Origin of the sequence: Streptomyces tanashiensis (genome assembly GCF_014648895.1) — a bacterium.
Classification (GTDB): domain Bacteria; phylum Actinomycetota; class Actinomycetes; order Streptomycetales; family Streptomycetaceae; genus Streptomyces; species Streptomyces tanashiensis.
In genome coordinates this window covers 1-18,748 of sequence record NZ_BMRZ01000013.1, presented here as the reverse complement: position 1 = coordinate 18,748, position 18,748 = coordinate 1, and the positions used below count along the sequence as shown (strand labels likewise).

The 18,748-nt window shown below is 72.2% G+C and carries 15 protein-coding genes; 8 read left to right on the top strand and 7 right to left on the bottom strand.

Annotation, left to right across the window (positions count from 1 at the left end):
• Nucleotides 1-94 precede the first annotated feature (94 nt).
• Complete coding sequence (locus IE237_RS40960) at nucleotides 95-622, top strand: Rv3235 family protein (RefSeq protein WP_229842968.1); 528 nt, start codon at nucleotides 95-97, stop codon at nucleotides 620-622.
• Nucleotides 623-675: 53 nt separating this feature from the next.
• Here the strand turns inward: IE237_RS40960 and secA are convergent, their stop codons facing one another.
• Nucleotides 676-3,486 (bottom strand): preprotein translocase subunit SecA, encoded by a 2,811-nt coding sequence (gene secA, locus IE237_RS29550; protein ID WP_189805193.1) that lies wholly within the window; start codon nucleotides 3,484-3,486, stop codon nucleotides 676-678.
• Nucleotides 3,487-3,725: 239 nt separating this feature from the next.
• Between secA and IE237_RS29545 the strand changes: the two genes are divergently transcribed.
• The gene (locus IE237_RS29545) at nucleotides 3,726-4,313 is read left to right on the top strand and encodes a GNAT family N-acetyltransferase (protein WP_189805192.1); all 588 of its coding nucleotides are present in this window, start codon (nucleotides 3,726-3,728) and stop codon (nucleotides 4,311-4,313) included.
• 42 nt (nucleotides 4,314-4,355) lie between these two features.
• Entirely contained in the window at nucleotides 4,356-5,519 is a 1,164-nt protein-coding gene (locus IE237_RS29540; RefSeq protein ID WP_189805191.1) for a winged helix-turn-helix domain-containing protein, read from the top strand.
• 11 nt (nucleotides 5,520-5,530) lie between these two features.
• Here IE237_RS29540 and IE237_RS29535 read toward each other — a convergent pair whose 3' ends face one another.
• From IE237_RS29535 to mtrA, 6 genes are all read right to left on the bottom strand, one after another.
• Nucleotides 5,531-6,283 (bottom strand): response regulator, encoded by a 753-nt coding sequence (locus IE237_RS29535; RefSeq protein WP_056558135.1) that lies wholly within the window; start codon nucleotides 6,281-6,283, stop codon nucleotides 5,531-5,533.
• A 209-nt stretch (nucleotides 6,284-6,492) separates the two neighbouring features.
• The gene (gene hpf, locus IE237_RS29530; RefSeq protein WP_370468315.1) at nucleotides 6,493-7,173 is read right to left on the bottom strand and encodes a ribosome hibernation-promoting factor, HPF/YfiA family; all 681 of its coding nucleotides are present in this window, start codon (nucleotides 7,171-7,173) and stop codon (nucleotides 6,493-6,495) included.
• Nucleotides 7,174-7,468: 295 nt separating this feature from the next.
• Nucleotides 7,469-8,272 carry a ComF family protein gene (locus tag IE237_RS29525; RefSeq protein ID WP_189805189.1) on the bottom strand — a complete coding sequence of 268 codons (804 nt, stop codon included), beginning with the start codon at nucleotides 8,270-8,272 and terminating at the stop codon, nucleotides 7,469-7,471.
• Between the two features lie 77 nt (nucleotides 8,273-8,349).
• Entirely contained in the window at nucleotides 8,350-10,113 is a 1,764-nt protein-coding gene (locus IE237_RS29520) for an LpqB family beta-propeller domain-containing protein (RefSeq protein WP_189805188.1), read from the bottom strand.
• Nucleotides 10,114-10,204: 91 nt separating this feature from the next.
• Nucleotides 10,205-12,217, bottom strand: a complete 2,013-nt coding sequence (mtrB, locus tag IE237_RS29515; RefSeq protein WP_189805187.1) for an MtrAB system histidine kinase MtrB — start codon at nucleotides 12,215-12,217, stop codon at nucleotides 10,205-10,207.
• Nucleotide 12,218: 1 nt separating this feature from the next.
• Nucleotides 12,219-12,896 (bottom strand): two-component system response regulator MtrA, encoded by a 678-nt coding sequence (mtrA, locus tag IE237_RS29510; RefSeq protein WP_010356958.1) that lies wholly within the window; start codon nucleotides 12,894-12,896, stop codon nucleotides 12,219-12,221.
• Between the two features lie 330 nt (nucleotides 12,897-13,226).
• Here mtrA and IE237_RS29505 point away from each other — a divergent pair, with 330 nt between their 5' ends.
• From IE237_RS29505 to IE237_RS29485, 5 genes are read left to right on the top strand one after another with little or no spacing between them, the layout of a single operon-like run.
• Nucleotides 13,227-14,441: a DUF7847 domain-containing protein gene (locus tag IE237_RS29505; protein WP_189805186.1), complete on the top strand. Its 1,215-nt coding sequence runs from the start codon at nucleotides 13,227-13,229 to the stop codon at nucleotides 14,439-14,441.
• Nucleotides 14,442-14,445: 4 nt separating this feature from the next.
• Complete coding sequence (locus IE237_RS29500) at nucleotides 14,446-15,138, top strand: DUF4129 domain-containing protein (RefSeq protein ID WP_189805185.1); 693 nt, start codon at nucleotides 14,446-14,448, stop codon at nucleotides 15,136-15,138.
• Complete coding sequence (locus IE237_RS29495) at nucleotides 15,135-16,334, top strand: DUF4350 domain-containing protein (RefSeq protein ID WP_189805184.1); 1,200 nt, start codon at nucleotides 15,135-15,137, stop codon at nucleotides 16,332-16,334. The genes IE237_RS29500 and IE237_RS29495 overlap by 4 nt, the downstream gene beginning before the upstream one ends.
• Nucleotides 16,331-17,314, top strand: a complete 984-nt coding sequence (locus IE237_RS29490) for an AAA family ATPase (protein ID WP_189805183.1) — start codon at nucleotides 16,331-16,333, stop codon at nucleotides 17,312-17,314. Before IE237_RS29495 ends, IE237_RS29490 begins: the two co-directional genes overlap by 4 nt.
• Nucleotides 17,315-17,326: 12 nt before the next feature.
• Complete coding sequence (locus IE237_RS29485) at nucleotides 17,327-18,637, top strand: DUF58 domain-containing protein (protein ID WP_189805182.1); 1,311 nt, start codon at nucleotides 17,327-17,329, stop codon at nucleotides 18,635-18,637.
• The last annotated feature ends 111 nt before the right edge of the window (nucleotides 18,638-18,748 follow it).

Sequence of the window (18,748 nt, the reverse complement as noted above, 5' to 3'; positions counted from 1 at the left end):
GCCTCCTTGCGGGCCCCCGGAGTCCCCCCGTACAAGATCCCCAACGGAAGTTACCGACTGGTATCACTCGGTTACGCAGAGACAGGGGTCCGCCATGAACACCACGCTCACCACGCCCTCCCCGCTCCCCCGGCCCCGCTCCCGCACGGCCCCCGGCGGCCCGGCCGGCACCCGCCCGCGAGGCGCGGCCGGAGCCCGCCCCCGCGGCCCCGCCGACACCCGCCCCCGTACTCCCGCACAGGGCGGCCCGCCCCGCACCGCGCCCCGCACGCTCCCGCCGCACACCGTCTTCGCCGAGCGCCTGCTCGCCGTGCTCAGCGGCGAACGCCCCGTCCACTGGATGCTCGGCCACACCGTCGGCGACGCGTACGAGCAGCTCGTCCGTCTCGCGCCCGGGACGCCCCTGCGCTCGCACGGCCCCCGCCCGGTCCTGCGCCGCTGCTCGGTCCAGGTGCATCCCGGCCGCGGCACCCCGCAGACGGCGGTCGAGGCCTTCGCGACCATCGCCACCGGCGCCCGGGTGCGGGCCATGGCCTTCCGTCTGGAGCGCGGCGAGGACCAGCGCTGGCGCTGCGCGGCCGTGGAGCTGGACGGGCTCGGCACGGCCGCCCGCCCGGCATGACGAAGGGGCCGGCCGCCCCTCGGCGACCGGCCCCTTCGTCATCGTTCAGAACGTCACTTCTTGCGGCGACGCCCGCCGCCCGCGTTCTTCTGCGCCTTGCGCCGCTCCGCGCGGGTCAGCCCGTCGCCGGAGTCCGCGTCGTCGGAGGCGAAGTCGCCCTCGACGACACCGCCGTCCCCGTCCACGGTCGGCGCGGAGAAGTGCAGCCGGTCCGGCCGCTGCGGGGCGTCGAGCCCCTTGGCGCGGATCTCCGGACGCCCGGCGCCCGCCGGCACGGCGTCCTCCTTGTCGAGCGACGGCGCGCTCGCCTGCACCGGGACCTCCTCGACCTGCTGCTCGACCTGGACCTCCAGGTTGAACAGGTAGCCGACGGACTCCTCCTTGATGCCCTCCATCATGGCGGTGAACATGTCGAAGCCCTCGCGCTGGTACTCGACCAGGGGGTCCTTCTGCGCCATCGCGCGCAGGCCGATGCCCTCCTGGAGGTAGTCCATCTCGTAGAGGTGCTCGCGCCACTTGCGGTCGAGGACGGAGAGGACCACGCGCCGCTCCAGCTCACGCATGATGTCCGAGCCGAGCTGCTTCTCGCGCGTCTCGTACTGCTCGTGGATGTCGTCCTTGATGGACTCGGCGATGAACTCGGCGGTGATGCCCGCCCGGTCCCCGGCCGCGTCCTCCAGCTCGTCCACGGTGACCTTCACCGGGTAGAGCTGCTTGAAGGCGTTCCACAGACGGTCGAGGTCCCACTCCTCCGCGAAGCCCTCGGCGGTCTCCTGGCGGATGTAGTCGTCGATCGTGTCGTCCATGAAGTGCTGGACCTGCTCGTGCAGGTCCTCGCCCTCCAGGACGCGGCGGCGCTCGCCGTAGATGACCTCGCGCTGCCGGTTGAGGACCTCGTCGTACTTCAGGACGTTCTTACGGGTCTCGAAGTTCTGGGTCTCGACCTGGGACTGCGCGGAGGCGATGGCGCGGGTGACCATCTTGTTCTCGATCGGCACGTCGTCCGGCACGTTGGCCATGGCCATCACGCGCTCGACCATCTGCGCCTTGAACAGCCGCATCAGGTCGTCGCCGAGCGACAGGTAGAAGCGGGACTCGCCCGGGTCGCCCTGACGGCCGGAACGACCGCGCAGCTGGTTGTCGATACGACGCGACTCGTGGCGCTCGGTACCGAGGACGTAGAGCCCGCCGAGGTCCTTGACCTCCTCGAACTCCGCCTTCACGGCCTTCTCGGCACGCTCCAGGGCGCCGGGCAGGGCCGCGGCCCACTCCTCGACGTGCTCGACCGGGTCCAGGCCCGCCTGGCGCAGCTCGGCCTCGGCGAGGTCGTCCGGGTTGCCGCCGAGCTTGATGTCCGTACCGCGACCGGCCATGTTCGTGGCGACGGTGACGGCGCCGCGGCGGCCGGCCTGGGCGACGATGCTGGCCTCGCGCTCGTGGTGCTTGGCGTTGAGGACCTCGTGCTGGATGCCGCGCTTGGAGAGCTGCTGCGAGAGGTACTCGGACTTCTCGACGGAGGTCGTGCCGACGAGGATCGGCTGACCCTTCTCGTGCTTCTCCGCGATGTCGTCGACGACCGCGGCGAACTTGGCGACCTCGGTCCGGTAGATCAGGTCGGACTGGTCCTTGCGGATCATCGGCCTGTTCGTGGGGATCGGGACGACGCCGAGCTTGTAGATCTGGTGGAACTCGGCCGCCTCGGTCATGGCCGTACCGGTCATGCCGGAGAGCTTCGAGTACAGGCGGAAGAAGTTCTGGAGGGTGATCGTGGCGAGCGTCTGGTTCTCGTCCTTGATCTGCACCCCCTCCTTCGCCTCGATCGCCTGGTGCATGCCCTCGTTGTAGCGGCGGCCGGCGAGGATACGGCCGGTGTGCTCGTCGACGATCATGACTTCGCCGTCCATGACGACGTAGTCCTTGTCCTTCTTGAACAGCTCCTTCGCCTTGATGGCGTTGTTCAGGTAGCCGACGAGAGGGGTGTTGACCGACTCGTAGAGGTTGTCGATGCCCAGCCAGTCCTCGACCTTGGCGACGCCCGCCTCGTGGATGGCGACGGTGCGCTTCTTCTCGTCGACCTCGTAGTCGCCGGTCTCCTCGATGCCCTTCAGCGGGTTGCCAGGCTCGCCCTTGCTCAGCCGGGTGACGAGCTTGGCGAAGTCGCCGTACCACTTCGTCGCCTGGTCGGCGGGGCCGGAGATGATCAGCGGCGTACGGGCCTCGTCGACGAGGATGGAGTCGACCTCGTCGACACAGGCGAAGTTGTGGCCGCGCTGGACGAGCTCGTCCTTGGACCACGCCATGTTGTCGCGCAGGTAGTCGAAGCCGAACTCGTTGTTCGTGCCGTACGTGATGTCGCAGTTGTACTGCTCACGGCGCTGGGCCGGCGTCATGTTGGCCAGGATGCAGCCGACGCTCAGACCGAGGAACTTGTGCACCCGGCCCATGAGCTCGGAGTCACGCTCGGCCAGGTAGTCGTTGACCGTGATCAGGTGCACGCCCTTGCCGGAGAGCGCGTTGAGGTACGCCGGGAGGGTGCCGACGAGGGTCTTGCCCTCACCGGTCTTCATCTCGGCGACATGGCCGAGGTGCAGGGCGGCGCCGCCCATCAGCTGGACGTCGTAATGGCGCTGGCCGAGGACGCGCTTGGCGGCCTCGCGGACGGTCGCGAAGGCCTCGGGCATCAGGTCGTCGAGGCTCTCGCCGTCGGCGTACCGCTGCTTGTACTCCTCGGTGAGCGCCCGCAGGTCGGCGTCGGAGAGGTTGACGAAGTCCTCTTCGATGGAGTTGACCTGGTCCGCGATGCGGTGCAGTTTGCGCAGGATCTTGCCTTCGCCTGCACGCATGAGCTTGTTGAAGACGGACACTGAGGCTGGTCTCCTTGCCGGTCGGGCCTGGCACTGGGTCTTGTGATGGACGCGAGCGCGGGCACGGCAGGTGGTCCCCACCGCAACGGCCATCGTAAGCGAGACCGCCCTCGCGCAGGGAGGCCCGCAGTGCCCGAGCCGTACGTCCGCCCGCAAAGAGAACGCACGAGGTGGGCGGAAGGTGCCGCCCCATCCGAAAAGTGTTCGCTTCCGCTCCGTCGGGTCACCACAATCCCGGCATGGATCCCATCACCCTCACCACCGACCGACTGCGACTGCGGAACTTCGTCCCCGAGGACATCGACGCGGTGTACGCCGTCTGCCAGGACCCCGACATCCAGCGCTGGACCGTCGTCCCCTCCCCGTACAAGCGCGAGGACGCCGAGCTCTTCGTGCACCGGCTGGTCCCGGACGGCTGGCGCGAGGACACCGAGTACTCCTTCGCCGCCGAACCCGTGGAGGGCGGCCCGCTGCTCGCCGCCGCCACCCTGAGCAGTCGCGGCCAGGGCGCCTGGGAGATCGGCTACTGGCTGGCGAAGGAGCATCGCGGCGCCGGCCACATGACGGAGATCGTCCGGGCCCTCGCCCACTGGGCCTTCACCGGGCTCGGCTGCACCCGCCTGATCTGGCGCGCCGAGGTCGGCAACGCCGGCTCGCGCGCGGTGGCCGAGCGGGCCGGCTTCGTCCTCGAAGGCGTGCAGCGCGCCGGCCTGGCCAACAAGGGCACGCTCCGGGACGCCTGGGTCGGAGCCCTCCTGCCGTCCGACTTCGGCCTGCCGAGCCCCCTGCCCTACCTCCCCGCCCCGGAGCGCTCCACCGGTGACTGACCCACGCGCCCGTTGTCAGTGGCGAGGCCTAGGGTGCGGTCCATGACGACTGCGCCGCGCCCCGCCGCCGAACTGTCCGCCGACGAAGCCCGCAGGATCGCCCTGCGCGCCCAGGGGTTCCTGGGCGCGCCGGACCGCCGGGCCGGGGTGCGCGGGGTCCTCCGCGGGCTCGGCCAGGTCCAGCTCGACACCATCTCGGTCCTCGCCCGCTCGCACGAGCTCATTCCGTACGCACGGCTGGGCGCCGTGGGCCGCCCGGCGGTGGAGGAGGCGTACTGGACGGGGGCTCACGCCTTCGAGTACTGGTCGCACGCCGCCTGCGTCCTGCCCGTCGAGGAGTGGCCGCACTTCGCCTTCCGCCGGCGCGCCTACCGCGACCGCCCGCACTGGGGCCACGAGCTGTCGGCCGGGGCGTACGACAAGGTGATCGACCAGCTGCGGGCCGAGGGGCCGCGGACGGCGACGGAGCTGGGCGGCGCGAAGAACAAGGGCGAGTGGTGGGACTGGTCCGACGCCAAGATCGCCGTCGAGCGGGCCCTGATGTACGGCGAGGTGGTGGTCGTCGAGCGGCGGGGCTGGAAGCGGGTCTACGACCTGGCCGAGCGGGCGATCCCGCAGGCGCTGCTCCACGACGACCTGGACGACGCCGAGTGCGTGCGGCGCCTGGTGCGCCAGGCGGGCGAGGCCCTCGGCGTGGGCACGCGCGCGGACATCGCCGACTACCACCGGATCAAGGGCGAGCAGTTCGACGCGGTGGTGGAGGCGGCGGGTCTGGTGCCGGTGACGGTGGCGGGCTGGGGGAAGCCCGCCTGGGCGGATCCGGCGGCGCTCGCCGCCGAGCCGCGCGGGAGGCACCGCACGACGCTGCTCTCGCCGTTCGACTCGCTGATCTGGGAGCGGGCGCGCACCGAGCGGATCTTCGGCTTCACGCACCGCCTGGAGGCGTACGTGCCGAAGCAGAAGCGGATCCACGGCTACTTCGCGATGCCGGTGCTCGCCGGTGGCCGGCTCGTCGGCCGGGTGGACCCGGCGCGGGAGGGCCGGACGCTGGTGGCGAAGCAGGTCTCGCTCGACGGCCCCAAGGCCGTGCCCGCCGTGGCGCGTGCGCTGCGCGAGGCGGCCGCATGGGTGGGCTGCGACGCGGTGGCGGTGGAGCGGATGGACCAGCCGGAGCTGGCGAAGGCCCTGGTGACGGCCCTGGGCTAGCGCCTGCGGCGCTAGCGGATCTCCAGGATCTTCTCCCGCATCGCGTAGACCACGGCCTCCATCCGGGAGTGCAGCTGCAGCTTCTCCAGGATGTTCCGGACGTGGTTCTTCACCGTGTTCTCCGAGATGAAGAGCTCCTTGGCGATGTCCCGGTTGTTCATCCCGGTCGCGACGAGCTTGAGGACCTCCAGCTCGCGGTCGGTCAGCCGGGGCGCGGGCACGAGCCGGCGCTCGTCGGTGCGCTGGATCATCGACTTGAACTCGGTGAGGAGCTTGGACGCCATCGACGGGCTGATCTGCGACTGTCCGTCGGCGACCGCGCGGATCGCGGTGGCGACCTCGTCGGTGGAGATCTCCTTGAGCAGGTAGCCGGTGGCCCCCGCCTTGATCGCCTCGTAGAGGTCGGCCTCCTCGTCGCTGATCGTCAGCATGATGATCTTCGCGCTGGGGGCCACCTCCTTGATGGAGGTGCACGCCTCGATGCCGCCGCGCCGGGGCATCCGTACGTCCATCAGGACGATGTCCGGGAGCAGATCGGCGGCCTTGTCGACGGCCTCGGCGCCGTCACCGGCCTCGCCGACCACCTGGATGTCCTCTTCCTGGGCGAGGACGATCTCGAGTCCGCGGCGGAAGAGGGCATGGTCGTCCACGACGAGGACCCGGATCGGCTCCTTGCGGAATGCACCGCTGTCCGAATCCGATCCCTCCGGGACCGCACCACCGTGCTCGCGCCCGCTGAGCACCGGCCCGAAGCTGTCCGCCATCGTTCCTCCCCCTGAAGGCCGTGGCCTGAATTCGTTTCCGGTCCTCCAACCCGCACTCACTCGGCACCGGTTGGCGTGCACGCCATGATTTCATGCCCGGGCGCCGACGGGGCGATCCACTGCGGCACGGGGGTGCCCCTGGTGGCGCGAAATACGCTCCAGGGGCACCGAGAGGGACACCTCAGTTCGGAGGCGGTACGGAGCGGCGGTCAGCCGCCGAGCGCACCGCCGGCGCCGCCGCCCTCGGCGAGCGGGTCGCTCTCCAGGTGGATGACGCCGTAGTCGTAGGCGTGTCGCCGGTAGACGACGCTCGGCTGCTTCGTGTCGGAGTCGACGAAGAGGTAGAAGTCGTGCCCGACCAGCTCCATCTCGTAGAGCGCCTGGTCGAGCGTCATCGGTGCGGCCCGGTGGGTCTTCTCGCGGACCACGAGCGGGCCTTCGCCCTGGACCTCGATGGAGCCCATCATCGTGGTGGGCACCTTGTCGGCCTCGTCGACGGCCAGTTGACCGTCTCCGTTGAGCTTGGCGGCGCCGGGCACCACGTCCCCGACCTCCGCGGCGGACAGCCGGCCGTTTCCACGGCGGGTGTACCGCTTGTCGTGCTGCTTGCGCAGTCGTGCCTCGAGCTTGTCGCTGGCGAGGTCGAGCGCTGCGTACGGGTCGCCTGCCGCAGCTTCCGCCCGGATCACCGGGCCTCGGGAGTGGAGGGTGATCTCCACGCGGTCGGACCGGTCGGCCTGCCGCGGGTTGTGCTCCTTGGACACCTCGACGTCGAGGCTGATCACCTTGCCGTCGAGCTTCTGGATCTTCTCCAGCTTCAGCTTCTCGGCCACGTGCTTGCGGAACCGCTCGGGCACCTCGGTCTTGCGGCCCTTGACGACGATGTCCACGCAGAACTCCGTTCCCGGATCGCCCTGGTCGGCACCTTGGCCGCAGGGCATCTCCCTTTGCACCAGACTCCGGCTGGTCACCGGAGCTCGGACTTGGCGACTTCGCCCTCCTCCTGCCCCGCCGATGAGATCTCCACCCCATCGACAAGAGGTTAATTCGCCCTGAACTCCTGTCCTGTAGGCGCAACCATATTCTTGGTGAGGCGATGGCATTCGCCGTTCCTCACAACCGAACATAGCCCCTTCGGACGGGTGTCGGCACCCGGTACCGCGACATACCTCCGGACGGGTGCTTTCACCTCTCACCACCTGCAACGATCCAAGTTTCCGGCGAGTTCCGGTTTATTTCGAACGAAGCGGGAGAGGATGCGATCACAGCCGCCACCCGCTGTTCGATTCCGCGCTGCACCGAACCGGTCGGTAAACCGTGCGGTATTCCAGGAATGAACGGAAGGTGTACGGCTCCGAGGGCTCGCGCCGCCTCCGCGAGCGAGGCACCCGTGGTCATCAGATCGTCCACGAGAATCACCCTTCCCGCCGTCAGGAGCCGCGCGCCGCCCGGCACGACCTCCAGTGCCCCCGACAGGTTCGCGCGCCGTCCGCGCGCCCCGAGCCCCGCCTGGTCCGCGACGGGGCGCGCCTGCCGCAGCACGGGCACGACCCGCGCCGGCCTGCCCGCCCGCCGCAGCCGGGCCGCCGCGGCCCGCGCGATCCGTCGCGTCGGATCGTGGCCACGCGCCCGTACGGAGCTCCGCGAGGACGGCACCGGTACGAGGAGCAGGGGGCGGTCCTCCGGACCCGCCCAGGGCCCTGCAGCGGCCTCCACGGCCCCCGCGAGGGCGCCGCCCAGGGGGCCGGCGAGCGGGAGCGCGCCGCGTTCCTTGTGGGCGAGGAGCAGCTGCCGTACGGCGTCGGCGTACGGCGCGGCGGCATGGACCACCGGCAGCCCGGCGGGCTCGGGCGCGGGCCGCACCCGGCGCGGTGCCGCCCCGGCGAGCGCGTCCGCGCAGGACGGGCACAACTCCGTCCGCGGTCTGCCGCAGCCTCCGCAGGCGACCGGCAGCACCAGTCCGGCGATCTCGCGCCACCACCCCCGCATGGCTCCACTGTGCGCCTCCGGACGCCTCCCGGCCACCCCTGTGGAAAACCGCCGGGCCCCCCGGAGTACGTCAGGTGCTAGCCGGGGTAGACCGGCGAGCGCCCCTTCTTGGCGACCGGCTGCCAGTTCGTGCCCGGTGCCAGCCGGACGATGCCGTCGTCGCCGGAGTCGGCCACCACCGGCGCCTTGTCCATGTGCGGGGCGGCCACCGAGGTCACCCCGTTCAGACCGGGGAGCACCGAGGTCGTCGAGGTCGAGCCGTCGGTCTGGAGGTAGCGGATCTGCTGGACGCCGCCCGCCTCCTTGCCGACCACGACGAGCCGGCTCGGGCCGGCCCAGGAGACGGCCGTGACCGACTCCATGCGGGGCGCGGCGGGCTGGAGGTCCAGGACGGAGACGACCGGTTCCTCACCCGTCGTATGCCGCTGGATCCGGCCGATCTGCAGGGTCGTGCGCTCGCCCCGGGTGATCACCAGGGCGATCCGTACCCCGTCCGCCGAGACCCGCAGGGAATCGATGCGGACGTCGTCCCCCAGCCACGGCGTGCGGACCTTGACGGGGTGACCGGTGCCGTCCGGCACCATCCACAGCTGGGGCGCGGCGGGGTCGCGGTCGGCGACCCACAGATCGCCCCTGCCGTCCCAGCTGGGCGCGGACAGCCGGTCGCCCGGCCGGGCGGCCCGGCTGGTCAGGACCGGCGGCAGCGGGTCCTGCTCCGTGCTGATGGAGGAGACCAGCAGCTCGCGGCCGGTCTGCCCGACCCCGGCGGCCCGGGTCTCGCCCCGGTCGACGGCGACCGACCTGAGCGGCACCGTGCCCTGGCCGAACGGACCGGGCACCTCGACCGGCGCGTCCGCCTCCTTGCCGCCGACCAGGAGCATCATCAGCTTGCCGTGCTCGTCGACGAAGTACGGGTGCTCGTCGCGCTCGGTGTTCCGCACCGCCGCGAACTCGACCGCCTGCGCCTTGCCCAGTCGGCACAGCGACTGCCCCGCCGACCCCAGGAGCTCCACCTGCTCGACGCGTACGGAGGTCAGGTCGCCCAGCGTGAACAGCAGCTGTGCCGCCATCCGCCGGCACGCCTCGCCACTGGCGTGGTCCGCCTTGCGGTTGAGCGGCACCCGCAGCGTGGACTGGTCGTCCGTGGCCAGGGTGGTGACGCCGCTCTTCAGCTCCGTGCCGGAGGGGAACTGCGAGTCGACGGCCGGCTTCAGCCAGTTCGTCGGGCCCTCCAGCAGTGCCTTGACCGTCTGCGTCACCGGGTCCATCCGGGTGACCGGGTCCTGCCGCTGCCGGATGTAGACGGGGTCGGCGACGACCCAGTCCTCCTCGGAGGCGAAGTAGTACTTGTTGACCGACCGGTAGTTGCGGAGGAAGTCGGCCTCTCCGAGGACCAGACCGGGCGGGAGGCTGTCGATGCGCCACTCCTTGCCCTTGCCGTTCGCCGTCGGCTGCTGCACGACGTGGATCGACTGCAGGTACTCGGAGGGGCTCACCGGCTGGTAGGCGTGGCGGGCGTCCACGGTCGCGATCTTGCGACCGGACAGCGGGTAGGCGCGGCCCTGGTTGTCGGGGTCGGCGTTGCGGTCGGTCGGCTCGCGGTCGGGCGCGGTGGTGAGCACGGTGATGCTCTGCTCCGGCTTCCAGCCCTGCGCGGCCTTCTTCGTGAGGTACTTGCGGGCGGTGGCGAAGCCGGGGTCGTCACTGGTCATGGCTTCCAGGAAGCCGTCGACGATCTCGTCCGGGTCCGCGTTCTCCCGCGGGGCGACGGCGTAGACCCGCACCTGCGAGTCGCCCGTGCCGGACCCCTTCACCGGCTGCACGTCCCCGCTGTCGGGCATGTTCGCGCACCCGGTCACGAGGAGCCCGCCGCACGCGGCCAGCACCACCGCGCGTGCACTCCGTCCCCGCCCCGCGTGCTCCACTCGGGAGTCAGCGCCCACGTGTCCCGTCCTCCCGCTCCAGATGCCCGTTCCCACCGGCCGTCCCCACCCCGCCGCCGTCGCCGTCCGTCGCGGCTCGTGCCACGACCCGCGCGCCGCTGCCCGGCAGCGCCGTCGGGTCGACGGTCGCCCGCGGCGGCGCGGGCAGCCTCGGCTGTACGGCGAGCGCCGACCTGTCGCCGACGGGCTGCGCCGGCACCGCCGTGAGCCGGCCGCTCTCCTGATCGCGCCCGGCGGCCGCCTGCTCACGGTTGCGCCGTGAGTCCTCGGGCTCCAGCGGGATCGGAGAACCCCGCAGCGGCTCGTCCGCGGTGCGCGGCAGGGTGAGCCGGAACTGCGAACCGCCGCCGGGCTCGCCCCAGGCCTGGAGCCAGCCGCCGTGCAGCCGCGCGTCCTCGACGGCGATCGACAGGCCGAGGCCGGTGCCGCCGGTGGTGCGCGCGCGGGCGGGGTCGGCGCGCCAGAAGCGGTTGAAGACCCGGGTGGCCTCGCCCGGCTTGAGCCCGACGCCGTAGTCGCGGACGGCGACGGCGACGGCGCCTCCGGCGGCGGCCAGCTTCACGACCACGTCCCGGCCCTCGCCGTGCTCGACGGCGTTGACGACCAGGTTGCGCAGCACCCGCTCGACCCGGCGGGCGTCCGCCTCGGCCACCACGGGCTGCTGGTCGCCGCGGACCACGATCCGGGTGCCCTTGCGCTCGGCGAGGGGTTCGGCGCCGCCGATGACCCGGCGGACGACCTGGCGCAGGTCTATCGGCTCGGCCTCCAGGGCCGCCGCGCCCGCGTCGAAGCGGCTGATCTCCAGGAGGTCGGAGAGCAGCGACTCGAAGCGGTCGAGCTGGTCGCCGAGGAGTTCGGCGGAGCGGGCGGTGATCGGGTCGAAGTCGACGCGCGCCTCGTGGATGACGTCGGCGGCCATCCGGACGGTGGTCAGCGGGGTGCGCAGCTCGTGCGAGACGTCGGAGACGAAGCGCCGCTGCATCCGCGAGAGCTCCTCCAGCTGCTGGATCTTCAGCTGGAGATTGGAGGCCATCTTGTTGAAGGCCTCGCCGAGGCGCGCGATGTCGTCCTCGCCGGTGACCTTCATGCGTTCCTGGAGGCGGCCCGCAGAGAGCCGCTCGGCGATCCCCGCGGCCATCCGCACGGGCGTGACGACCTGGCGCACCATGAGCCAGGCGATGGCGCCGAGCAGGACGACGACGAAGAGCCCGGCGGTCGCCAGGGTGCCCTTGACCAGGGTGAGGGAGTCCTCCTCCTGGGTCAGCGGGAAGAGGTAGTACAGCTCGTACTGGTCGCCGTCGGCGTCGTTCAGCCGCTTGCCGATCACCAGGCCGGGCTCGGACGCCTTGCCGCTGGTGTAGTGGATCCGCGTGAACTTCTGGAAGGTGCCGGTGCCCTGGGCGACCGAGGGCCGCAGGTCCGCCGGGATGCTCGTGGTCGGGTCGACCTCGCCCGAGGCGCGGGCGCCGCGGCTCGCGGTGTCACCGGTGTCGAGGGAGAGCGCGACCACGTTGAAGGCGCTCTGGCCACCACTGGCGAGCTGTTCGACCAGCGTGGAGCGCCAGTTCACGGAGGAACCGGCCCGCCCGCCGTCCTGCTGTCCCGACGCCGAGGGAGTGGTCGCCGCCCGGTCCTGGGCGGCGGAGAACCCTCCGGCGGCCTGGCTCTGGGCGGCCCTCTCCTTGGCGTCGAGCAGACCGTTGCGGACCTGCCCGATGACGACGATGCCGAGGAGCAGCACCACTCCGAGAGACATCAGCAGGGTGCCCGCGACGATCCTCAGCTGGATGTTCCGCCGCCACAGCCGCACGGCGGGCAGCAGCGGCCGGCGGACCCAGCGCGCGAAGAGCCGGAGGACCGGTCCGCCGCGCGCCCCGTCACGGAAGAGCCGTCCGCCACGGAGCAGACGGCCGAATCGCGAGCCCCCCCGCCCCGGTCCGGCAGTCCGCCCCGTACGGACTCCCGGGTCCCCGGGCTTCGGAGCAGCACTGCCTGTAGTCATGTCAGCTCGGCCCCGCCTTGTATCCGACACCGCGGACGGTCACCACGATCTCCGGGCGCTCGGGGTCCTTCTCGACCTTCGAGCGCAGCCGCTGGACGTGCACGTTCACCAGCCGAGTGTCGGCCGCGTGCCGGTAGCCCCAGACCTGCTCGAGCAGGACCTCACGGGTGAAGACCTGCCACGGCTTGCGCGCCAGCGCGACCAGCAGATCGAACTCCAGCGGGGTCAGCGCGATGGACTGGCCGTCCCGCTTCACGGAGTGCCCCGCCACATCGATGACCAGGTCACCGATGGTGAGCTGCTCGGGAGCCGGCTCCTCGGACCTCCGCAGCCGCGCCCGGATACGGGCGACGAGCTCCTTCGGCTTGAACGGCTTCACGATGTAGTCGTCGGCGCCGGACTCCAGACCCACGACCACGTCGACCGTGTCGCTCTTGGCCGTGAGCATGACGATCGGCACCCCGGACTCGGCCCGGATGAGCCGGCACACCTCGATGCCGTCCCTTCCGGGCAGCATCAGGTCCAGCAGCACCAGGTCGGGCTTGGCCTCTCTGAAAGCGGCCAGCGCCTTGTCACCGTCCGCGACGAACGACGGCTCGAACCCTTCACCCCGCAGCACGATGCCGAGCATCTCGGCCAGTGCGGTGTCGTCGTCGACGACAAGAACGCGTCCCTTCATATCGACATCATCCCATTAGCCAATCGTTACCTGCCGTGACCTGTCCCACAGCGCCTCCCCCTGCCCGGGCCCCGATCTCGTGGAAGAGGGCCCGCTCGGCCCGCCGGCGCACGGTTCGTGCGACCTGATCGGGCATCCGCACAGTGTGCCGTCTGCCGCTCCCACAATGAAGGTCCGGACGAACGTACGAAGGAGATCCGGGCTCCGGCCCACGGGCGGGCCCCGCGTGGCACGATGGCACCCGGCCCGCCGCCGTGTCAGGTGTCGGCCGCCGTGACCGAGCCGGTTCGCCGATCCGGCACCGCGACCATTCCTCCGAGGTGGACGACCGTGAACGACACTCCGGGCTGGACCTCGCCCGGATCCGCCCCCTCCGACGGCCAGGAGGGCTCGGGGGTCCCCGTGCCCTCCGCCCCGGCCGACGCGAACGGCTCCGCCGCCCAGTGGTCCAAGGACCAGCCGCCCGCCGGCCAGTGGTCCCCGCCGACCGACCGGACCCCGCCCCCCGCACCCGGCCAGAACTGGGGAGCCCCGCCCCCGAACGTCAACTGGGGCAAGCCTCCGGCCGCGAAACCCGGTGTCATCCCGCTGCGCCCGCTGGGCATGGGCGAGATCCTCGACGGCGCGGTGAAGACCCTCCGCAGCTACTGGCGCACGGTCCTCGCCATCACGGTCACGGTCGCGGTGATCTCCCAGATCGCCGACATCCTGGCCCAGAAGTACCTCGTACCGGCGGCCCCGGAGGTGAACGCGGACGCCACGCCCGCCGAGCAGCTGGAGCAGTCCCTGGACTCCGCCCAGGCCTCCCTGATCGGCCTGGGCCCGGCTCTGCTCGTGACGATGATGGCCTCGCTCGTGAGCGCGGCCCTGCTGACCGTCGTCATCAGCCGTGCGGTCCTCGGCCGCCCGGTCTCGCTCGGCTCCGCCTGGCAGGAGGCCCGCCCGCGCCTGCTCCAGTTGCTGGGCCTGACCCTGCTGCTCGCGGCGATGAGCGTCGCCATCATAAGCGTCGGCCTGGTCCCCGGGCTCCTGATCGGCGGCGCCGCCGGCGTGGCCCTCACTGTCGTCGGCGGCCTCGGCGCCATCGTGGCGGTCGTCTGGCTGATGATCCGCTTCAACCTCGCGTCCCCCGCCCTCATGCTGGAGCGCCGGGGCGTCGTCCAGTCGCTGAAGCGCTCGGCGAAGCTGGTGCAGGGCTCGTGGTGGCGGATCTTCGGCATCACCCTGCTGACGCAGCTGCTGATCTTCCTCTTCGCCATGATCATCGCGATCCCGTTCACCATCATCGGCATCGCGGTCGACGGCGAGGGCTTCTCCGGTCTGCTCTCCGGCACCGCCACCACCTTCGGCTGGCCGTTCCTGATCGTCACGGGCATCGGCGGCGTGATCACCAGCGCCGTCACCTACCCGATCTCGGCCGGTGTGACCGTCCTCCTGTACGTGGACCAGCGCATCCGCCGCGAAGCCCTGGACCTCGAACTGGCCCGGGCGGCGGGCCTCCCCGGCTACGGCCCCACACCGGGCACCGACACCGTCGGGGGCTGATGCGGTGACGGTCACGGGGGGAGCGGCCGCGGCACTGGCGCGGCTGCGCGCCGACGGCGACGTACCGGTCGACATCTCCCGCCTCCCCGCCCGTGAGGCGGCGGAGCGGGAGCTGTCCGACCCGAGGTACCACGAGAACGACCCGAACCTCCTCCAGCGCGGCCTCGACCGCTTCTGGGAGTGGCTCGACGAGCTCTTCGGCGCCGCCTCGGGGGCCACCCCGGGCGGCGTCCTCGGACTCGTCGTCATCGTCCTGGCCGCGGCCGGGCTCGTCGCCGCGCTCTGGTGGCGCCTCGGCACCCCGCACCGCGCGCCGGGCACCACCGGAGACTCCCTCTTCGCGGACGGCCCCCGCACCGCCCGTGACCACCGGACGGCCGCCGCCCGCCACGCCTCCGCCGGCCGCTGGAACGAAGCCGTCCAGGAACGGATGCGGGCCATCGTCCGCTCCCTCGAGGAACGCACCCTCCTCGAACCCCGCCCCGGCCGCACCGCCGACGAGGCCGCCGCCGAAGCCGGCCGCTCCCTCCCGTCCCACGCGGACGACCTGCGCCTCGCGGCGCGCACCTTCGACGACGTCACGTACGGCGGCCGCACCGCCGACGAGCCCGCGTACCGCCGCGTCGAGGACCTGGACACCGCCCTCGAGCGGACCCGCCCCACCCTCGACACCGCCTCCACGGGGGCACCCGCATGAGCCGCGCGGACACCGGAACCACCTCGACCGCCCCCTCCGCCCGCCAGGTCTGGACCCGCGTCCGCGGCGCGGCCCTCGTCCTCGCCCTGATCCTGACCGGCGGCCTCGCCCTCGCGACGGTCCGGTCCACCGACGCCCACGGCGCCCTCGACCCGCGCTCCGCCGACCCCCACGGAAGCCGAGCCGTCGCCGAACTCCTCAAGGCCCGCGGCGTCACCCTCACCCTCGCGACGACCCTCGCCGAGGCCACCGCGGCCACGGGCACCGGAACCACCCTCCTGGTCACCACCCCCGACCTGCTGACAGAGACTCAGCAGGCCACGCTCCACTCGGCGATGGACAACTCCAACCGCACGGTCCTCGTAGGAGCCGGCCACGCCTCCCTCGCCACCCTGGCCCCCGGAGTCACCGCCGCCCCGAGCACCCCCGTGCGGGAACGCACCCCCTCCTGCACCCTGCCCGCCGCCACCCGCGCCGGCAGCGTCGACCTCGGCGGCGAGCGCTACGAGACCGCCCCCGGCGCCACCGCCGAAGCCTGCTACCGCGCCGACGGCCTGCCGACCCTGCTCCTCCTCCCCGGCACCAGCGACGGCACGGCCACCGACACCGTCCTCCTCGGCTCGCCCGACATCCTCTACAACTCCCGCCTGGATCAACGGGGCAACGCCTCGCTGGCCCTGCAACTCCTCGGCTCCCGGCCCCATCTCGTCTGGTACCTCCCCTCCCTCTCCGACACCGCCGACGCGCCCGCCGACGACACCACGGGCAACTTCCTCGCCCTCATCCCCTCCGGCTGGCTGTGGGGCACTCTCCAACTCGCCCTCGCGGCCGTGCTGGCCGCCATCTGGCGCGGCCGCCGCCTCGGCCCGCTGGTCACCGAGCGCCTCCCCGTCGCCCTCCGCGCCTCCGAGGCCACCGAGGGCCGCGCCCGCCTCTACCGCAAGGCGAACGCCCGCGACCGCGCCGCCTCCGTCCTGCGCACCGCGACCCGCACCCGGCTCGCCCCGCTGCTCGGCGTCCCCGTCCAGGACGCCCACTCCCCCGACCGTCTCCTCCCCGCACTCTCCGCCCGTCTCCCCGAGACCACCGCGGACCCCAGGAACCTCCTCTTCGGCCCGGCTCCCGCCGACGACGCCACCCTCATCCGCCTGGCGGACCAACTCGACGCCCTCGAAAGAGAGGTACGCACCTCATGAGCGCCCCGACCCCCGAGACCGCGACGGACTCGGACAGCGCCCGCGCATCCCTGGAGGCCCTGCGCACCGAGATCGCGAAGGCCGTGGTCGGCCAGGACCCCGCCGTCACCGGTCTCGTCGTCGCCCTGCTCTGCCGGGGACACGTCCTCCTCGAAGGCGTCCCGGGAGTCGCCAAGACCCTCCTGGTCCGCACGCTGGCCGCCGCGCTCGAACTCGACACCAAGCGCGTCCAGTTCACCCCCGACCTGATGCCGAGTGACGTCACGGGCTCCCTGGTCTACGACGCCCGCACCGCCGAGTTCTCCTTCCAGCCCGGGCCGGTCTTCACCAACCTGCTGCTCGCCGACGAGATCAACCGCACGCCCCCGAAGACCCAGTCCTCCCTCCTGGAGGCGATGGAGGAACGTCAGGTCACGGTCGACGGCACCCCCCGCCTCCTCCCGGAGCCGTTCCTCGTCGCCGCGACCCAGAACCCCGTCGAGTACGAGGGGACCTACCCGCTCCCCGAGGCCCAACTGGACCGGTTCCTCCTCAAGCTGACGGTCCCTCTGCCCTCACGCGCGGACGAGATCCACGTCCTCACCCGTCACGCCGAGGGCTTCGACCCGCGCGACCTGAAGGCCGCCGGCGTCCGCCCCGTCGCGGGCCCCGCCGAGCTCGAAGCGGCCCGGGCCGCCGTCGCCAAGGTCTCGGTCTCCGCCGAGATCGCCGGCTATGTCGTCGATATCTGTCGTGCCACGCGTGAATCCCCCTCACTCACGCTCGGGGTCTCCCCCCGAGGCGCCACCGCCCTGCTCTCCACCGCCCGCGCCTGGGCCTGGCTCACCGGCCGGGACTACGTCACCCCGGACGATGTGAAGGCCCTCGCTCTCCCCACCCTGCGTCATCGCATCCACCTGCGGCCCGAGGCCGAGATGGAGGGGGTCACCCCCGACTCCGTCATCAACTCGATCCTCGCCCACGTCCCCGTCCCCCGCTGAGAACGGCGCCCCATGGCCCTCACCGGACGAACCGCGCTGCTCGCCGCCCTCGGATCGCTCCCCGTCGGCATCCTCGCGCCCAGCTGGGCGGGGATGCTGGCGGTGAACGCGCCCCTCTCCCTCGCAATTCTGTGCGACTACGCCCTGGCGGCGCCAGTACGAACGCTCCAATTCACCCGAAGTGGTGATACATCCGTTCGACTCGGTGACGGGGCACAGGTCCAACTCACCGTCACGAACCCCTCCCGCCGACGGCTGCGCGCCCAGCTCCGCGACGCCTGGCCGCCCAGCAGCTGGGTTCCCGGCACCGAACAGGGCTCCTCGCGCCACGAGTTGACCGTCCCCGCCGGCGAGCGCCGCCGCCTCACCACGAGCCTGCGCCCGACCCGACGCGGCGACCGCCACGCCGAACGCATCACGGTCCGATCCTTCGGCCCCCTCGGTCTCGCGGCCCGACAGGGCCACCACGAGGTCCCCTGGACCGTCCGCGTCCTGCCCCCCTTCACCAGCCGCAAGCACCTGCCGTCGCGCCTGGCCCGGCTCCGCGAACTCGACGGCCGCACCAGCGTGCTCACCCGCGGCGAGGGCACGGAGTTCGACAGCCTCCGCGAGTACGTCCCCGGCGACGACACCCGCTCCATCGACTGGCGGGCCACGGCCCGCCAGACCGCCGTCGCGGTCCGCACCTGGCGTCCCGAGCGGGACAGGCACATCCTGATCGTCCTCGACACCGGCCGCACCTCGGCCGGCCGCGTCGGCGACGTGCCCCGCCTGGACGCCTCCATGGACGCGGCCCTCCTCCTCACCGCGCTCGCCTCCCGCGCGGGCGACCGCGTGGACCTCCTGGCCTACGACCGCCGGCTCCGCGCCCAGGTCCAGGGCCGCTCCGCCGGCGATGTCCTGCCGGCCGTCGTCAACGCCCTCGCCCCGCTGGAACCCGAACTGGTGGAGACGGACGCCCGCGGCCTGGCCGCGACCGCCCTCGCACGCGCTCCACGCCGCTCTCTCATCGTCCTTCTGACCAGCCTCGACGCGGCCCCGATCGAGGAGGGCCTCCTCCCGGTCCTGCCGCAGCTGGCCCAGCGCCACACGGTCCTGGTGGCCTCCGTCGCCGACCCCCACGTCGCCCGCATGGCCGCCGCCCGCGGCACGATCGAAGGCGTCTACGAGGCGGCCGCCGCCACTCAGGCCCAGTCCCAGCGTGCCCGCACCGCGGACCAGCTCCAGCGCCACGGCGTCACGGTCGTCGACGCCACCCCCGACACCCTCGCTCCCGCCCTGGCGGACGCCTACCTCGCTCTGAAGGCAGCCGGCCGCCTCTGAGCACGGCGCCGCATCCCTCCGAAAAGGGGCTCGGTGGCGTGGACGTGCCGTAAACGCAGAAAAGCCCCGCACCATGAGGTGCGGGGCTTTCCCACAATGATTGTTCGGCGG